The sequence below is a fragment of the Xanthobacter sp. NM-25 genome (genome assembly GCF_022138605.1).
Taxonomy (GTDB): Bacteria; Pseudomonadota; Alphaproteobacteria; order Rhizobiales; family Xanthobacteraceae; genus Xanthobacter.
This window is the reverse complement of sequence record NZ_JACBFS010000001.1, coordinates 1048851-1063045: the sequence shown is the minus strand read 5'-3', so window position 1 is coordinate 1063045 and position 14195 is coordinate 1048851. Positions and strand designations below refer to the sequence as shown.

Sequence of the window (14195 nt, the reverse complement as noted above, 5' to 3'; positions counted from 1 at the left end):
GCAGGCGCGGCGGGCTGCGGTTCGCTTGCCAAGGTGTCGGTTGCGGGGCCCGGTCCACCTGTCGATGGCAGGGGTCGGGTGGGCCGCGGCCGGCGCGAGAGGCCCGCCATGTCCATCCTCGGTCGCACCTCCATCGTCTCCGCCGCCACCCTCGCCTCGCGGGTGCTGGGCTTTGCGCGCGATGCCGCCACCGCCGCCATTCTCGGCGCCGGCCCGGTGGCGGATGCGCTGGTGGCGGCCCTGTCCCTGCCGCTGCTGGCCCGCCGTCTGCTGGCGGAGGGCGCGTTCAATCTGGCGCTGATTCCCGCGCTCGCCCGGGCGGAGGGCGAGGGAGCGGTGGGGCATGCCGGCGCGCGCCGGCTGGCCAGCGCCACGCTGCTGGCCCTCGGCGGCCTCCTGGCGGTGCTGGCGCTGCTCGGGGCGGTGTTCATGCCGCAGCTGATCCGGCTGCTGGCGCCCGGCTTCTCGCCCGATGGCGCCCGCGCCGACGTGGCGGTGCTGTGTGGCCGCGTGGCGGTGCTCTATCTGCCGCTGGCGGGGTGGGCGGCGATCTATGGCGGGGTGGCCAACGGGGTGCAGCGGGTGCTGCTGCCGGCGCTGGCGCCCCTGGTCGCCAATCTCACCATTCTGGCGGTCATTCTCGTGCTGCTGCTGCGCGGGCTCGTCGCCAGCGATCAGGCGGCGCTGGCCATTGCGGTGGCCACGGTGGCCGCCGGTGTCAGCCAGTGGCTGCTGATGCTGCGAGCCGCGCGCGGCTGCGCCGCCGCCCCGGATCGCCACGACCTGGCGGGCGCCCTGGGGGCGGCGGTGGGCTGGCTGCGGCGGCGCATCGCCCCCGTCCCCGCCCCAGCGGCCGACATCGGCGCCGGACGGGCCGCCTGGGTCGCCAGCCTGGGGGTGCTCCGGGCCGCTTCGCCGGCGCTTCTGTTCGCCGGCCTCAGCCAGTTCCGCATCATCATCGCGGCGGCCCTCGCCTCACAGGTGGAAGGGGCGGTCGCGTCGCTGAATTACGCCCAGCGGCTGATGGATCTGCCGTTGGGACTGGTGGGCGCCAGCGCCGGCGCGGTGCTGGTGCCGCTGCTGGCGCGGCAAGGGGCGCAACAGGGGGCGCAACAAGGGGCGCAACAAGGGGCGCAACAGGGCGCGCAACAGGGGGCGAACGCCGGGCCGTCGACGGCCGCCCTCGCCGCCACCAACGGGGTGCTCGGGGCCCTGGCCTTCGCCCTGCCGGCCGCGGTGGGCCTGGGGGTGCTGGCCGAGCCCATCGTCGCCGTGCTGTTCGAGCGCGGCGCGTTCACCGCCGCCGATACCAGCCGCACCGCGGCCCTGCTCATGGTGCTGGCGGTGGCACTGCCCGCCCAGGGGCTGGAGCGCATCCTCTCCGCCACGGCCGCCACTTCCGGCCTGGTGCGCAGCGCCGAGCGAATCGCGCTGGGGTCGCTGGTGGTGTGCCTCGGCGTCGGCGCCGTTGGCGTGGCGCTGATCGGCCCGCTGGGCGCGGCGCTGGGGGTGACGGTGTCAGCCGCTGGGTCCATGGCGGTGTTCGCCGGCGTGCTCCATCGCCACCGTGCCCTGGCCCTGCATCCGCGGGCGGTCGCGACCGTGCTGGGCCTCGCCGGTGCGAGCCTGGTGATGGGGCTTGTGGTGGCCGCTGCGCAGGCGGCCTGGCCGGCCCCGCCCGGCGTCGGTGTCGGGGCCTGGGGACGGGTCGCGGCCCTGGTGGGCTGCGGCGTGCTGGTCTATGGCGCCTGCGGCCTGCTGGTGAAGCGCGGCGTGGAGGCCCGTTGGCCCGCCCGCGCTCCGGCGGAATCGGACTGAGACGGCGCCCTGGCCGGAGGCGGCGGGTCCGGTCCCCGCCGGCAGCCGCGCCAGGCGCCATGCCGGCTCTCCATGGCCCGTTCAGCGCTGCGCGCAAGGTCTTTCTGCGCACCGTGCAGGCGCTTTGAGCGGACCGCGCATCTTGCATCGCACAGGCGAGGGTGGCATGACGCCCAGCATCTCGCACGGAGCCCGCCGGGTTGCCGCGCGCCCTTCTGCCGTCTTCGGCCTGGTGTCCCGCGCGCCCGGTGCCGCCGTCCCAGGGACGCCGGCAGGGGTGGGGGCCATGGCTCGAACCGCCGGCGCGAGGCGCCGGCACGCGCGGTGGGGCGGGATGCGTGGATGGCCTGGTCGGCGCCCCTGGGCGCGGACGGGGCCTGGGTTCAGGAACAATGGGGCGGCACCGCCCCTCGGGAGGTCGCCATGGCGGCGGTCGCGGAACGTGTCTTTTCCGGCGTGCAGCCCACGGGCAATCTGCACCTCGGCAACTATCTCGGCGCCATCAAGCGCTTCGTGCAGCTGCAGGACAGCCACGACTGCATCTATTGCGTGGTGGATCTGCACGCCATCACCGTGTGGCAGGATCCCGAGGAGCTCAAGCGCCACACCCGCGAGGTGACCGCCGCCTTCATCGCCTGCGGCATCGATCCCAAGGCGCATATCGTGTTCAACCAGAGCCAGGTGTCCGGCCACGCGGAACTGGCCTGGATCTTCAATTGCGTCGCCCGCATGGGCTGGCTGAACCGCATGACGCAGTTCAAGGAAAAGGCCGGCAAGGACCGCGAGAACGTCTCGGTGGGCCTGTTCGCCTATCCCACCCTCATGGCCGCCGACATCCTGCTGTATCGCGCCACCCACGTGCCGGTGGGCGAGGACCAGAAGCAGCATCTGGAGCTGACCCGCGACATTGCCCAGAAGTTCAACACGGACTTCGCCCCCTCCATCGCCGCCTATGGCCATGGGGAAGGCTATTTCCCGCTCACCGAGCCGCTGATCGCCGGCCCGGCGACCCGCGTCATGAGCCTGCGCGACGGCGCAAAGAAGATGTCGAAGTCGGATGCCTCCGACTTTTCCCGCATCAACCTCACCGACGATGCCGATGCCATCGCCGGCAAGGTGCGCAAGGCCAAGACCGATCCCGAGCCGCTGCCGTCCGAGGAGGAGGGGCTGAAGGGCCGGCCCGAGGCCGACAATCTGGTGGGGATCTACGCGGCGTTGTCGGACGGGACCAAGGCCGGCGTGCTGCACGATTTCGGCGGCGCCCAGTTCTCCGCCTTCAAGGCGGCGCTGGTGGATCTGGCGGTGGCCAAGCTCGGCCCCATCGGCGGCGAGATGCAGCGGCTGATGGCCGACGTTTCCGCCATCGACGCCATCCTGGCCGACGGGGCGGCCCGCGCCCGCGTCATCGCCGATCAGACCATCCGCGACGTCAAGGACATCGTCGGCATGGTGCGTGCTTAGGCTTTCCGGAGCTCCGGGCCCGGTGCCCGGGCTGCTCCACCCGGTGGCACGGCGGATCCTTCTCGCCACGCCATCCGCTTTCCGTCCCGCAGCCCGGCCGAAGGAGGGCCGAGGGACGGCCTGGTGCGACGGGGCCCGATCGGGGTTCGCCGCGCCGTCGAGCAGGTTGAGGTAAAATAGGGTGACGAAGGGGATTTCCTTAGGGTCAAACCTTAGGAAATAGGCGTGAAAGGACGGTGGAAAAGGTCGCTTTTGGCGCGACCCGCCGCCGCAGTGCGCAAGAGCCCCGGGACATCACGTACCTTTGACCTGTATCAAGGAGAAAATGGGGCCGCTGCGCATGGTGCGCTGGAGGCTCCCTGGGTGCATTGTCACGCCTCGGCGCGAGGGGTTTTGTAATGTCGACAATCCAAGATCCGATCCCAGCCCCGGCGAAATCCATGCGGTTTGGTGAGGCCGGGCTGCTGGTGGTCTTCGCCATATTGGCTTTCTGTTCGATCATCGTGGCAGCGAAGGCCTATTCGGCCTCCTACGCCTTCCACGCTTATATCTTCGCGGCTGCGTCCATCGCCGCCGTGTTCGCTATCGGCAACCGCTACATGGATCGACCCGCTGGCCCCGTGCCGCAGGAGATCAACGGCAAGCCGAACTACAATTTCGACGTGGTGAAGGTGGGTACGGTGCTCGCCGTGTTCTGGGGCATCGCCGGCTTCGCGGCGGGCGTCACGGCGGCCTTGCAGCTCGCCTTCCCCATGTTCAATTTCGACACCTCGTGGTTCTCGTTCGGCCGGCTGCGTCCGCTGCACACCTCGGCGGTGATCTTCGCCTTCGGCGGCAACGTGCTGATCGCCACCTCGTTCTACGTGGTGCAGCGCACCTCGCGCGCCCGCCTCGCCGGCGACCTAGCGCCCTGGTTCGTGGTGCTCGGCTACAACCTTTTCATCGTCATCGCCGCCACCGGCTACCTGCTGGGCATCACCCAGTCGAAGGAATATGCCGAGCCGGAATGGTATGCCGATCTGTGGCTGACCGTCGTGTGGGTGACCTATTTCCTGGTCTTCCTGGGCACCGTGCTGAAGCGCAAGGAACCCCACATCTATGTGGCCAACTGGTTCTATTTCGCCTTCATCATCACCATCGCGATGCTGCACATCGGCAACAATGTGACCATCCCGGTGTCGGTGTTCTCGCACAAGTCCTACATCTATTGGTCGGGCGTGCAGGATGCCATGTTCCAGTGGTGGTATGGCCATAATGCGGTGGGCTTCTTCCTGACCGCCGGCTTCCTGGCCATCATGTACTATTACATCCCCAAGCGGGCGGAGCGTCCGGTCTATTCGTACCGGCTCTCCATCGTCCACTTCTGGGCACTGATCTTCATCTACATCTGGGCCGGCCCGCACCATCTGCACTATACGGCGCTGCCGGACTGGGCGCAGACCCTGGGCATGACCTTCTCGGTGATCCTGTGGATGCCCTCGTGGGGCGGCATGATCAACGGCCTGATGACCCTGTCCGGCGCGTGGGACAAGCTGCGCACCGATCCGGTGATCCGCATGATGGTGGTGGCGGTCGCGTTCTACGGCATGTCGACCTTCGAGGGGCCGATGATGGCGGTGAAGGCGGTGAACTCGCTCAGCCACTACACCGAGTGGACCATCGGCCACGTGCACTCCGGAGCCCTGGGCTGGGTGGCCTACATCTCGTTCGGCGCCATCTATTGCATGGTGCCCTGGCTGTGGCACAAGAAGGAGATGTATTCGCTGCGCGCCGTGTCCTGGCACTTCTGGGTGTCGACCCTGGGCATCGTGCTCTACATCTCGTCCATGTGGGTCGCCGGCATTCTGCAGGGCCTCATGTGGCGCGCCTACACCAGCCTTGGCTTCCTTGAATATTCCTTCATCGAGACCGTCGAGGCGGTGCACCCGCTCTACGTGATCCGCGCCGTTGGCGGCATTCTCTTCCTGATAGGCGGCCTGATCATGGCTTGGAACGTGTGGATGACCATCAGAACGCCCCTGACCGAGGCCGAGCGCGAGCTCGCCCTTGCTCCGGCGGAATGAGGAGAGCGACCCATGGCGTCCCAAGGCACGTCCATCTGGGCCAAGCACCAGATTTTCGAGAAGCACAGCTACTGGCTCACTCTGGGGATCCTGTTGGTGATCTCCATCGGCGGTCTGGTGGAAATCGCCCCGCTCTTCTACCTGAAGGGCACCATCGAGACGGTGCAGGGCATGCGGCCCTACACCCCCCTCGAACTGGCCGGGCGCAACATCTACATCCGCGAGGGCTGCTACAACTGCCACTCGCAGATGATCCGCCCGCTGCGTGACGAGGTGGAGCGCTACGGCCACTACTCGCTGGCAGCCGAGAGCATGTATGACCACCCGTTCCAGTGGGGCTCCAAGCGCACCGGTCCGGATCTCGCCCGGGTGGGCGGCAAGTATTCGGACGTGTGGCACCAGGAGCACCTGTTCAACCCGCGTTCGGTGGTGCCGGCCTCCATCATGCCGTCCTACCCCTGGCTGTCGAAGACCAAGCTCGACAGCAAGCGGATCGACGAGGACATGCGGGTGCTGCGGCTGGAGGGCGTGCCCTACACCGACGACATGATCGCCAACGCCAAGGCCGACCTGGACACCCAGGCCACCACCGATGCCGACGCCGAGGCCTTCAACAAGCGCTATCCCAAGGCGCAGGTGCGGGACTTCGACGGCAACGCCGCGCAGATCACCGAGGCCGACGCCCTCATTGCTTACCTGCAGATGCTGGGCACGCTCGTGGACTTCAAGCTCTACGACAACAAAGCCAACGTGAGGTGAGCGATGGAGGACGCGACCTACAACGCACTCGCCGCCTTCGCGCAGACCTGGGGCCTGCTGCTGTTCGTGCTCGGTTTCCTTCTGGTGATCGCCTACGCCTTCTGGCCGGGCAAGAAGCGCAAGAAGGAAATGGACGACGCGGCCAACATTCCGCTCAGAGAGGACTGATCCCGTGAGCACGAACCCGAATTCCAGTCACGGCCGCCTCGACACCGTCACGGGCGTCACCACCACCGGGCACGAGTGGGACGGCATCGAAGAGCTGAACAACCCGCTGCCGCGCTGGTGGCTGTGGGTGTGGTATGCCTGCATCGTTTGGTCCATCGGCTACTGGGTCATGTATCCCTCGTGGCCGCTGCTGCGCGAGGCGACCCCCGGCGTGATGGGCTGGAACTCCCGCACCGCGGTGACCGAGCAGCTCGACCAACTGCAGGCCCTGCGCGCCGAGAGCACCGCCAAGCTGGCCAACGCCTCGCTGCAGCAGATCGAGGACACCCCGGCGCTGCTGACCCTCGCCCGGGCCCAGGGCCGCGTCGCTTTCGCCGACAATTGCGCGCCCTGCCACGGCCAGGGCGGTGGCGGCGCGGTGGGCTTCCCCAACCTCAATGACGACGATTGGCTGTGGGGCGGCTCGCTCGACCAGATCTACCAGACCATCAGCTATGGTGTGCGCTCTGGCGACGACAAGGCCCATAGCGGCAACATGCCGGCCTTCGGTCGCGACGGCATCCTCACCCGGCCGGAGATTTCGGCGGTGGCGGGCTATGTTCGGGTGCTCGCCGGGCTCGACAAGCCGGGGCCGACGACGGAGAAGGGCAAGGAAGTGTTCCTCGCCAACTGCGCCGCCTGCCATGGCGACGAGGGCAAGGGCAACCAGGAGCTGGGCGCCCCGAACCTCACCGACGGCATCTGGCTGTATGGCTCGTCGAAGGCGACCATCGAGTACGGCGTCACCAATGGCCGCGGCAACGTGATGCCGGCGTGGCACACCCGTCTGGACCCCACCACCATCAAGGTGCTGACGGTCTATGTGCACTCGCTGGGTGGCGGTCGCTGACCCTCGGGAGTTGCGTCTGCGGCCCACGTCCGCAACGTTCAGAACCGACCCCGGAGCGCCGTGCGCTCCGGGGTTTTTTGTTGCCGTTGCGGTCGACGCGCGTCGGTGCGGCGGGCGAGTTGGTCCCGCGGTGATGGCGATGTCCCGGTGGGCCCCGCACCGGTGGGAACCCGCCGGCACCGATCGGCGGTGCGCGCAGGGGGCGGCCGGGTGCGGCGGGCTCGGCACCACGGGCCGGCGGCGTGCCGCCAGGACGGGCGCAGTCCGGGGCGGGTGAACGGGCGCAATAACGGACGCAGCAAGCGCCTCGGGACGCGACGGCTTGCCACAGAACCGCTTGCGACAGAACCGCTTGGCGAAGGCCCGCTTGGCAAAGACCGGTTGGCAAAGACCGGTTGGCAGCAACTGCTTGGCAGGAGCTGCTTGGCAGTGGCAGCTCGGCTCGGTCCGCTTGGCAGCGGCGGCGCGGCCAGGGGCGTCGCCAAAGGGGCGTCGCTCAGGATGGTTGCAAAATCGGCGGCCCCGCCCCGGCGGCGGGCATGGACGCTCCGGTGGTGGGGGTGTATCGCTCCGGTGTGCGGCGGCCCGGCGTCGCTTCCGGGCGCGGGTGGCCGGCGGGTTATAACGGCCCGCGCCGAGCGGGATCCCGCAGGCCCGCGGAGGTGGCGGAGCGGTGCGAAACGTCGCGCGGCGAAATGTCAGTGTGGCCTTTAGACCACCTGACGACCATCTACATTCTGGAGCATGAATATTGAGAAGCTCCAAGGTGGCTGCAAGGTGGCTGTCCGAGGTGGCTGCAAGGTGGCTGTCCGTACCGACCTTCCACCCGGGGTGATGATATCCGGGACGTTGGTCCGCTGGCAGAGCTTCTGCAGTGCCGCGCCGGTGACCGAGCCACGCGCAGAGGGGCCGTTCGGATGGCCGCTGCGGGCCGAGGTCCGGGAGTGGGTGAGGCCGTCCGCCTCCGTCTGGAGCGGGGGCGGGCGACGACGTTTAGACCGTGCCGGGCAAGAGGTCCGGCGCTGACAGGCTCCACCGCGCGGAGCCGCCCATCCGATGAACGCGCCAACCGGCGTGCGGTTTGGGACCAACATTCGGCGATGTGATCATGACTGCCCTTTCGACGAACACCGACGCCAAGCCTCATGAGGATGCCGACGCCCCCCGTGTGGTGGGCCCGGATGACGACATTCCGCTCTACGAGAGCCGTCAGCAGATCTATCCGCAGTCGGTGCACGGTCGCATCCGCACCATCAAATGGGCGGTGCTGATCGTCGCTCTGGCCGTCTACTACCTGCTGCCGTTCGTGCGCTGGGACCGCGGTCCGGATGCCCCCAGTCAGGCGGTGCTGATCGATTTCCCGGCCCGGCGCTTTTATTTCTTCTTCCTCGAGATCTGGCCTCAGGAATTCTATTACGTCGCCGGCCTGCTGATCCTGGCGGCCCTGGTGCTGTTCCTGATGACGGCGGTGGCCGGCCGTGTGTGGTGCGGCTACATGTGCCCGCAGACGGTGTGGACCGACCTGTTCATGGCGGTGGAGCGCATGGTCGAGGGCGACCGGCGCGAGCGCATGCGCCTGGATGCGGCGCCGTGGAGCCTCGACAAGGTGGTGCGCAAGACGCTGAAGCACAGCATCTGGCTCTTGATCGCCTGGTGGACCGGTGGCGCCTGGGTGCTCTATTTCGCCGATGCGCCGACCCTGGTGAAGGAGCTGGTGACCTTCCAGGCTCCCATGGCGGCCTATATCGCCATCGCCGTGCTCACCTTCACCACCTATACCCTGGCCGGCCACATGCGCGAGCAGGTGTGCACCTACATGTGCCCGTGGCCGCGCATCCAGGCGGCGCTGACCGACGAATACGCGCTGAACGTCACCTATCGCTACGATCGCGGCGAGCCGCGGGCCTCGGTGAAGAAGGCGGCGGCGGCGCGGGCGGCGGGCCAGGCGGCCGGCGACTGCATCGATTGCGGCCAGTGCGTGCACGTGTGCCCCACCGGCGTCGACATCCGCAAGGGCTCGCAGCTCTCCTGCATCCAGTGCGGCCTGTGCATCGATGCCTGCAACACGGTGATGGACAAGATCGGCCGCCCGCGCGAGCTGATCACCTATGAGAGCGAGGCCAACATGGAGGCCCGCATCGCCGGCAAGCCGTTCGTGCAGCGCATCGTGCGCGCCCGCACGGTGCTCTATGTGGTGCTCATCGCCATTGTCTGCGGCCTCATGCTGACGGCCCTGGTGGGGCGTTCCAACGAAGGGGTGGCGGCCATCCACGATCGCAACCCGCTGTTCGTGGCTTTGTCCGACGGTTCCGTGCGCAATGCCTACACCCTGCGGCTCAGCAACAAGATGCTGCAGGAGCGGGCTTTCTCCCTGTCCATCGACGGTGTGCCAGGAGCCAAGCTCGACGTGGTGGGGGATGATGCCGGCAAGCTGGTCATCGGCCCGGACCAGACGCGGGAAATCCGCGTGCTGGTGACCACCAAGGACAAGCTGCCGCCTTCGGCCTCACTTCCGCTCACTTTCCGCATTCGGGATGTGGCGACGGGCGCCTCGGCATCGGTGTCCGACCACTTCATCGGCCCCTGAGGGCCGGGGCCGGCTTCAGCGCCGGCCCGCGCCCGTCGGGGCCGAGAGCGGAGCAGTGCATGACGCGGGTGGACAGCGGCGAGAAGAAGCCGCGGCAGATCACCGGAGGGATGGTGCTGGCGGGGCTGATCGCCTTTTTCGGCACCGTCATGCTGGTGGACTTCAACATGGCGCGGCTCGCCGTCTCCACCTTTGCGGGGCTTGAGACGGAAAGCTCCTACAAGGCCGGCCTGGTGTTCTCCAAGGAGGCGAGCGCCGCGCGCCAGCAGGAGGCGCGCAACTGGCAGGTGAACGTGGACCTCGGCGCCCTGGGTGGCGAGGGGCGCCAGGTGACCGTGCGGGTGGTGGACGCCGAGGGCAAGCCCCTGTCCAATCTGGTGGCGGACGGCCGCTTCGCCCACCCCACCGATGCCCGCCGCGATGTGAAGCTGGAGCTCAATCCGGTCGGTGACGGGCGCTATCGGGCCTCGGCGGAGGCCGGTCCCGGGCAGTGGGACCTGATCATTGATTTTGCGCAAGGCGGAGAGCGACTGTTCCGGTCCAGGAATCGGGTGCAGCTTCCGTAAGCCGCCTCACGCGCGTAACCCGGCCCTGCGCCGGGACCGAGGGGGCGACGAGACTGCGGATCGAAGCTCCAGGGCCTCGATCCCTGCCTGGAGTACGATCCGGCCCAAGGGTTTGTCGCGCCGGCGGGTCTGACGTACTCATTCTCTTTTCGCCGCCGGCCGTCGCGGTCGGCGGCGTTCTCCTCAGCGGTCACGATGGTCGCACCCGGGGGACATCGCGTCACCTTGCGCCGCAGCCGCCGAGGTGCGATTCACGCGCATGCGCCGTCGGCCGGGCCGAGGCACATCAGGACAGGCGCAGCTCGGTAAACTGCATCTGCCAAGGTGCGTCGGCTCAAGGTGCGGCGCGCTCGGGCGAACGGGCGGCGGAAGAGGAGCAGCGCTGGAACGGGACATGGCGGAAGCGGTCGATTATTCCATCTTCGTGGCCAAGGATGACGACGGGCTCTCGCAGATGAGCCTCGCCATCGACGGCATCGACTGCGCCGCCTGCATCGCCGACATCGAGCAGGGTGTGAAGGCATTGCCCGGCGTGGTGCGGGCCCGCCTCAATTACACCACCCATCGCCTCTCCGTGGCCTGGAGCGCCGAGGGCTCGCCGGCGGAGGTGGTCGACAAGCTGGAGCAGCTCGGCTATCGCGCCCATCCCTTCACCGGGCGGGTGGAGGAAGAGGAGGCCCGGCGTGCCCAGTGGCTGCTGCGCTGCCTGGGGGTGGCGGGCTTCGCCACCATGAATGTGATGCTGCTGTCCATCTCCGTGTGGTCCGGCAACGTCACCGACATCACCCCGGAGACCCGGGATTTCTTCCACTGGATCTCGGCGCTGATCGCGCTGCCGGCGGCCGCCTATGCCGGCCAGCCGTTCTTCCAGAGCGCCTTGCGGGCGGTGCGCTCGGGCAAGCTCAACATGGATGTGCCCATCACCATCGGCGTGTCCCTGGCGCTGGCCATGAGCGTGTTCGAGACCGCCATGAGCCAGCCTCACGCCTATTTCGACAGCGCGCTGATGCTGCTGTTCTTCCTTCTGGCCGGCCGCTATCTCGACCATGAGGCGCGCCGGCGCACCCGGGCCATGGCCGGCAACATCGCCGCGCTGCGCGGCGAGATGGCCCATCGGCTGGATGCCGCGGGCACGCCGGTGCGGGTGCCGGTGCAGGCGCTGGTGCCCGGCGACGTGATCCTGGTGGCCCCGGGCGAGCGGGTGGGTGCCGATGGGAGGGTGGTGGCCGGCCTCTCCAGCATCGACGAAAGCCTTGTCACCGGCGAAACCCTGCCGCGCGCGCTCAAGCCGGGGGCGGAGGTGTTCGCCGGCAGCCTCAATGGCGAGGGGGCGCTGCAGGTGGAGGTCACCGCCGGCGGCCAGAACACCCTGGTGGACGAGGTGCAGCGCCTGCTCGACGGTGCGCTGGCGGCGCGTGGCGGCTACATGCGCCTTGCCGATCGGGCGGCGCGCCTCTATGCGCCCATGGTCCACCTCACCGCATTGCTGTCCCTGGTGGGCTGGCTGATCGCCGGCGCCAGCCTGCACACTGCGGTGATGATCGCCGTGGCGGTGCTCATCATCACCTGCCCCTGCGCCTTGGCGCTGGCGGTGCCGGCGGTGCAGGTGACGGCCACCGGCCGGCTGTTCCGCGCCGGCCTTCTGGTCAATGCCGGCGATATGCTGGAGCGCCTCGCCGAAGTGGATACGGTGGTGTTCGACAAGACCGGCACCCTCACCCTGCCGGACCCGCGGCTGCGGCTGCCGCCGGGCGTCGCGCCCGGGCTGGTGGCGCTGGCCGGGCAACTGGCCCTGTCCAGTCATCATCCGCTGGCGCGGGTGGTGGCGACCCGCGCCACGGGCGGCCCGCTGGCGGATGTGACGGAAGTCAGCGGCCAGGGGGTGACGGCCCAGGTGAATGGCCAGGAGGCGCGACTGGGCTCGCTCGCCTTCTGCGCCGTGGCGCCCCCCGATCACCTGCCGTCAGACGTCTCCCTCATCGCCTTCCGCTACGGGATGCACGGCTTTGTGATCGGCGTGGAACAGGCGCTGCGGCCCGATGCCAAGGATGTGGTGGAGGCGCTGCGCGCGCGGGGCTTGGGGCTGCGCATCCTCTCCGGCGACAGGGCCGAGGCGGTGGCGCCGGTGGCGGCCGAGCTCGGCATTGCCGACGCCAAGGCGGGCATGAAGCCGGCGGACAAGATTGCCGCCCTGGAGGCGCTGAAGGCGGCCGGCCACAAGGTGCTGATGGTGGGAGACGGGCTCAACGACGCGCCGGCGCTGGCGGCGGCCACGGTGTCCCTGTCGCCGGCCTCGGGCGCGGCAGTCACCCAGGCTCATGCGGATGCGGTCTTCCTCGGCCGCCGGCTGCGGCCGGTGCAGGCGGCGGTGGAAGGGGCGGGCGTGGCGGCGCGGCTGATGCGGCAGAACCTCGGCCTCGCCGTCGTCTACAACATCATCGCGGTGCCGCTGGCCATCGCCGGGGTGGTCACGCCGCTGATCGCGGCGCTGGCCATGTCCGGCTCGTCCATCCTGGTCACGGTGAATGCCTTGCGCGCCGCGCGGGGCGGGCGCAAGGATGAGGCGACGGACGCCACACCCGCGCAGGAGGTGCTCGCATGAACGTCCTCGTCTTTCTCATTCCCACGGCGCTGCTGCTGGGCTTCATCGGTCTGCTCGCGTTCCTGTGGAGCCTCAAGAGCGGCCAATATGACGATCTGGATGGCGCCGCCGTGCGCATCCTGCAGGATGATGATCTGAAGACATGAGGCGCCAGGCCGAGATCGCCGAACCCCGCGCGGGCATGCTGGTCTGCATTTGCGACCCGCAGCTCGAACCGCCGGCGAACGACAATGGCCCGCGGGCCATTCCCACCTTTGGGCTGGCCCTGGGCTTCGCCTTCGCCGTGCTGGCGCAGACCGTGGCCTCGGCGGCGCTGCCGCTGGCCGGTGCGCAGCTGGCGCCGCAGCCGGCATTCGCCACCTGGCCGTTCGCCGCCATGCTGCTGGGCGCGGCCTTGGCCTCCTTCCCCGCCTCGTTCCTGCGGGATGCATTCGGCCGGCGCACCGGCTTCGCCCTTGGCGCCTCCCTCGGCATCGCCGGCGGCGCCATGCTGGTGATGGCGCTGCTGCAGAGGAATTTCGCCTGGGCCTGTCTCGGCGCCCTGTGGCTGGGCATGGCGCAGGGCTTTTCCTTCTTCTATCGCCATGAGGCGGCGGCCGCGAGCGGCCGGCCGGCGGCGGCCACCGCCGGCGTACTGGCCGGCGGCGTGCTGGCGGCCCTGGCCGGTCCCACCCTGGCGGGCCTCGCCGAGGATCTGGTGGCGCCCTTCTTCCTGGTGGGCGCGGCAGGCCTTGCCGCCCTCGCCCATGCGCTGTCCCTCGGGGTGGCGGTGACCCTGGCGCCGGATCCCCCGCCGGTGTTCCGGCCCAAGACCAGCGCCCCCTTGAAGGCCATCGTGGCGCCGACCCTGCTCGGGGCGCTCACCTGGTTCGGCATGAACGCGGTGATGTCCGGCGCGCCGCTGGCCCTGGTGGGCTGCGGCATCGGCGAGGCGGCGGTGTTCGGCTTCATCGCGCTGCACGTGGCGGCCATGTATGCGCCGGCGGTGCCGCTGGCCCTGGTGGGCGACCGGGTGCCGCCCGCTATGCTCACGGTGCTGGGCCTGGCGCTGGTGGCGGCGGCGGTGCCGCTGCAATGGCAGGATACGCCGGCCACCATCACCGCCGCGCTCATCGCGGTGGGGGCGGGCTGGTCGGTGGCGACGGTGGGGGCCACCGCCTGGATCTACCGCGCCGGCCGGCCCAGCCGGCTGGCCCTGGCGCTGCACGATGGCGTGCTGTTCACCTGCGCCATCCTCGGTGCCGCCTCGGGCGGGGTTTTGTTCTGAACCGCGTCGGCGCGC

Annotated in this window: 11 protein-coding genes; all 11 read left to right on the top strand. The window is 69.3% G+C overall.

The window, feature by feature from the left end:
* Nucleotides 1-108 precede the first annotated feature (108 nt).
* On the top strand, nucleotides 109-1818 hold the full coding sequence (gene murJ, locus MEU52_RS04790; RefSeq protein ID WP_238119746.1) for a murein biosynthesis integral membrane protein MurJ: 1710 nt from the start codon (nucleotides 109-111) through the stop codon (nucleotides 1816-1818).
* 423 nt (nucleotides 1819-2241) lie between these two features.
* Nucleotides 2242-3279: a tryptophan--tRNA ligase gene (gene trpS, locus MEU52_RS04785; RefSeq protein WP_238119747.1), complete on the top strand. Its 1038-nt coding sequence runs from the start codon at nucleotides 2242-2244 to the stop codon at nucleotides 3277-3279.
* Nucleotides 3280-3677: 398 nt separating this feature from the next.
* A complete protein-coding gene (gene ccoN / locus MEU52_RS04780; protein WP_443265978.1) occupies nucleotides 3678-5342 on the top strand; it encodes a cytochrome-c oxidase, cbb3-type subunit I in 1665 nt (554 codons plus the stop codon).
* 12 nt (nucleotides 5343-5354) lie between these two features.
* Nucleotides 5355-6101, top strand: a complete 747-nt coding sequence (gene ccoO, locus MEU52_RS04775; RefSeq protein ID WP_238119749.1) for a cytochrome-c oxidase, cbb3-type subunit II — start codon at nucleotides 5355-5357, stop codon at nucleotides 6099-6101.
* Nucleotides 6102-6104: 3 nt separating this feature from the next.
* Complete coding sequence (locus tag MEU52_RS04770; RefSeq protein ID WP_238119750.1) at nucleotides 6105-6269, top strand: cbb3-type cytochrome c oxidase subunit 3; 165 nt, start codon at nucleotides 6105-6107, stop codon at nucleotides 6267-6269.
* Between the two features lie 4 nt (nucleotides 6270-6273).
* Nucleotides 6274-7158 (top strand): cytochrome-c oxidase, cbb3-type subunit III, encoded by an 885-nt coding sequence (gene ccoP, locus MEU52_RS04765; protein WP_238119751.1) that lies wholly within the window; start codon nucleotides 6274-6276, stop codon nucleotides 7156-7158.
* Between the two features lie 1108 nt (nucleotides 7159-8266).
* Nucleotides 8267-9745, top strand: coding sequence for a cytochrome c oxidase accessory protein CcoG (gene ccoG / locus MEU52_RS04760; RefSeq protein WP_238119752.1), 1479 nt, complete (start codon nucleotides 8267-8269; stop codon nucleotides 9743-9745).
* A gap of 59 nt (nucleotides 9746-9804) precedes the next feature.
* Nucleotides 9805-10311 (top strand): FixH family protein, encoded by a 507-nt coding sequence (locus tag MEU52_RS04755; RefSeq protein WP_238119753.1) that lies wholly within the window; start codon nucleotides 9805-9807, stop codon nucleotides 10309-10311.
* Nucleotides 10312-10705: 394 nt separating this feature from the next.
* A complete protein-coding gene (locus MEU52_RS04750) occupies nucleotides 10706-12913 on the top strand; it encodes a heavy metal translocating P-type ATPase (protein WP_238119754.1) in 2208 nt (735 codons plus the stop codon).
* On the top strand, nucleotides 12910-13059 hold the full coding sequence (gene ccoS / locus MEU52_RS04745) for a cbb3-type cytochrome oxidase assembly protein CcoS (protein ID WP_238119755.1): 150 nt from the start codon (nucleotides 12910-12912) through the stop codon (nucleotides 13057-13059). Before MEU52_RS04750 ends, ccoS begins: the two co-directional genes overlap by 4 nt.
* Nucleotides 13056-14180, top strand: a complete 1125-nt coding sequence (locus tag MEU52_RS04740; protein WP_238119756.1) for an MFS transporter — start codon at nucleotides 13056-13058, stop codon at nucleotides 14178-14180. The genes ccoS and MEU52_RS04740 overlap by 4 nt, the downstream gene beginning before the upstream one ends.
* The last annotated feature ends 15 nt before the right edge of the window (nucleotides 14181-14195 follow it).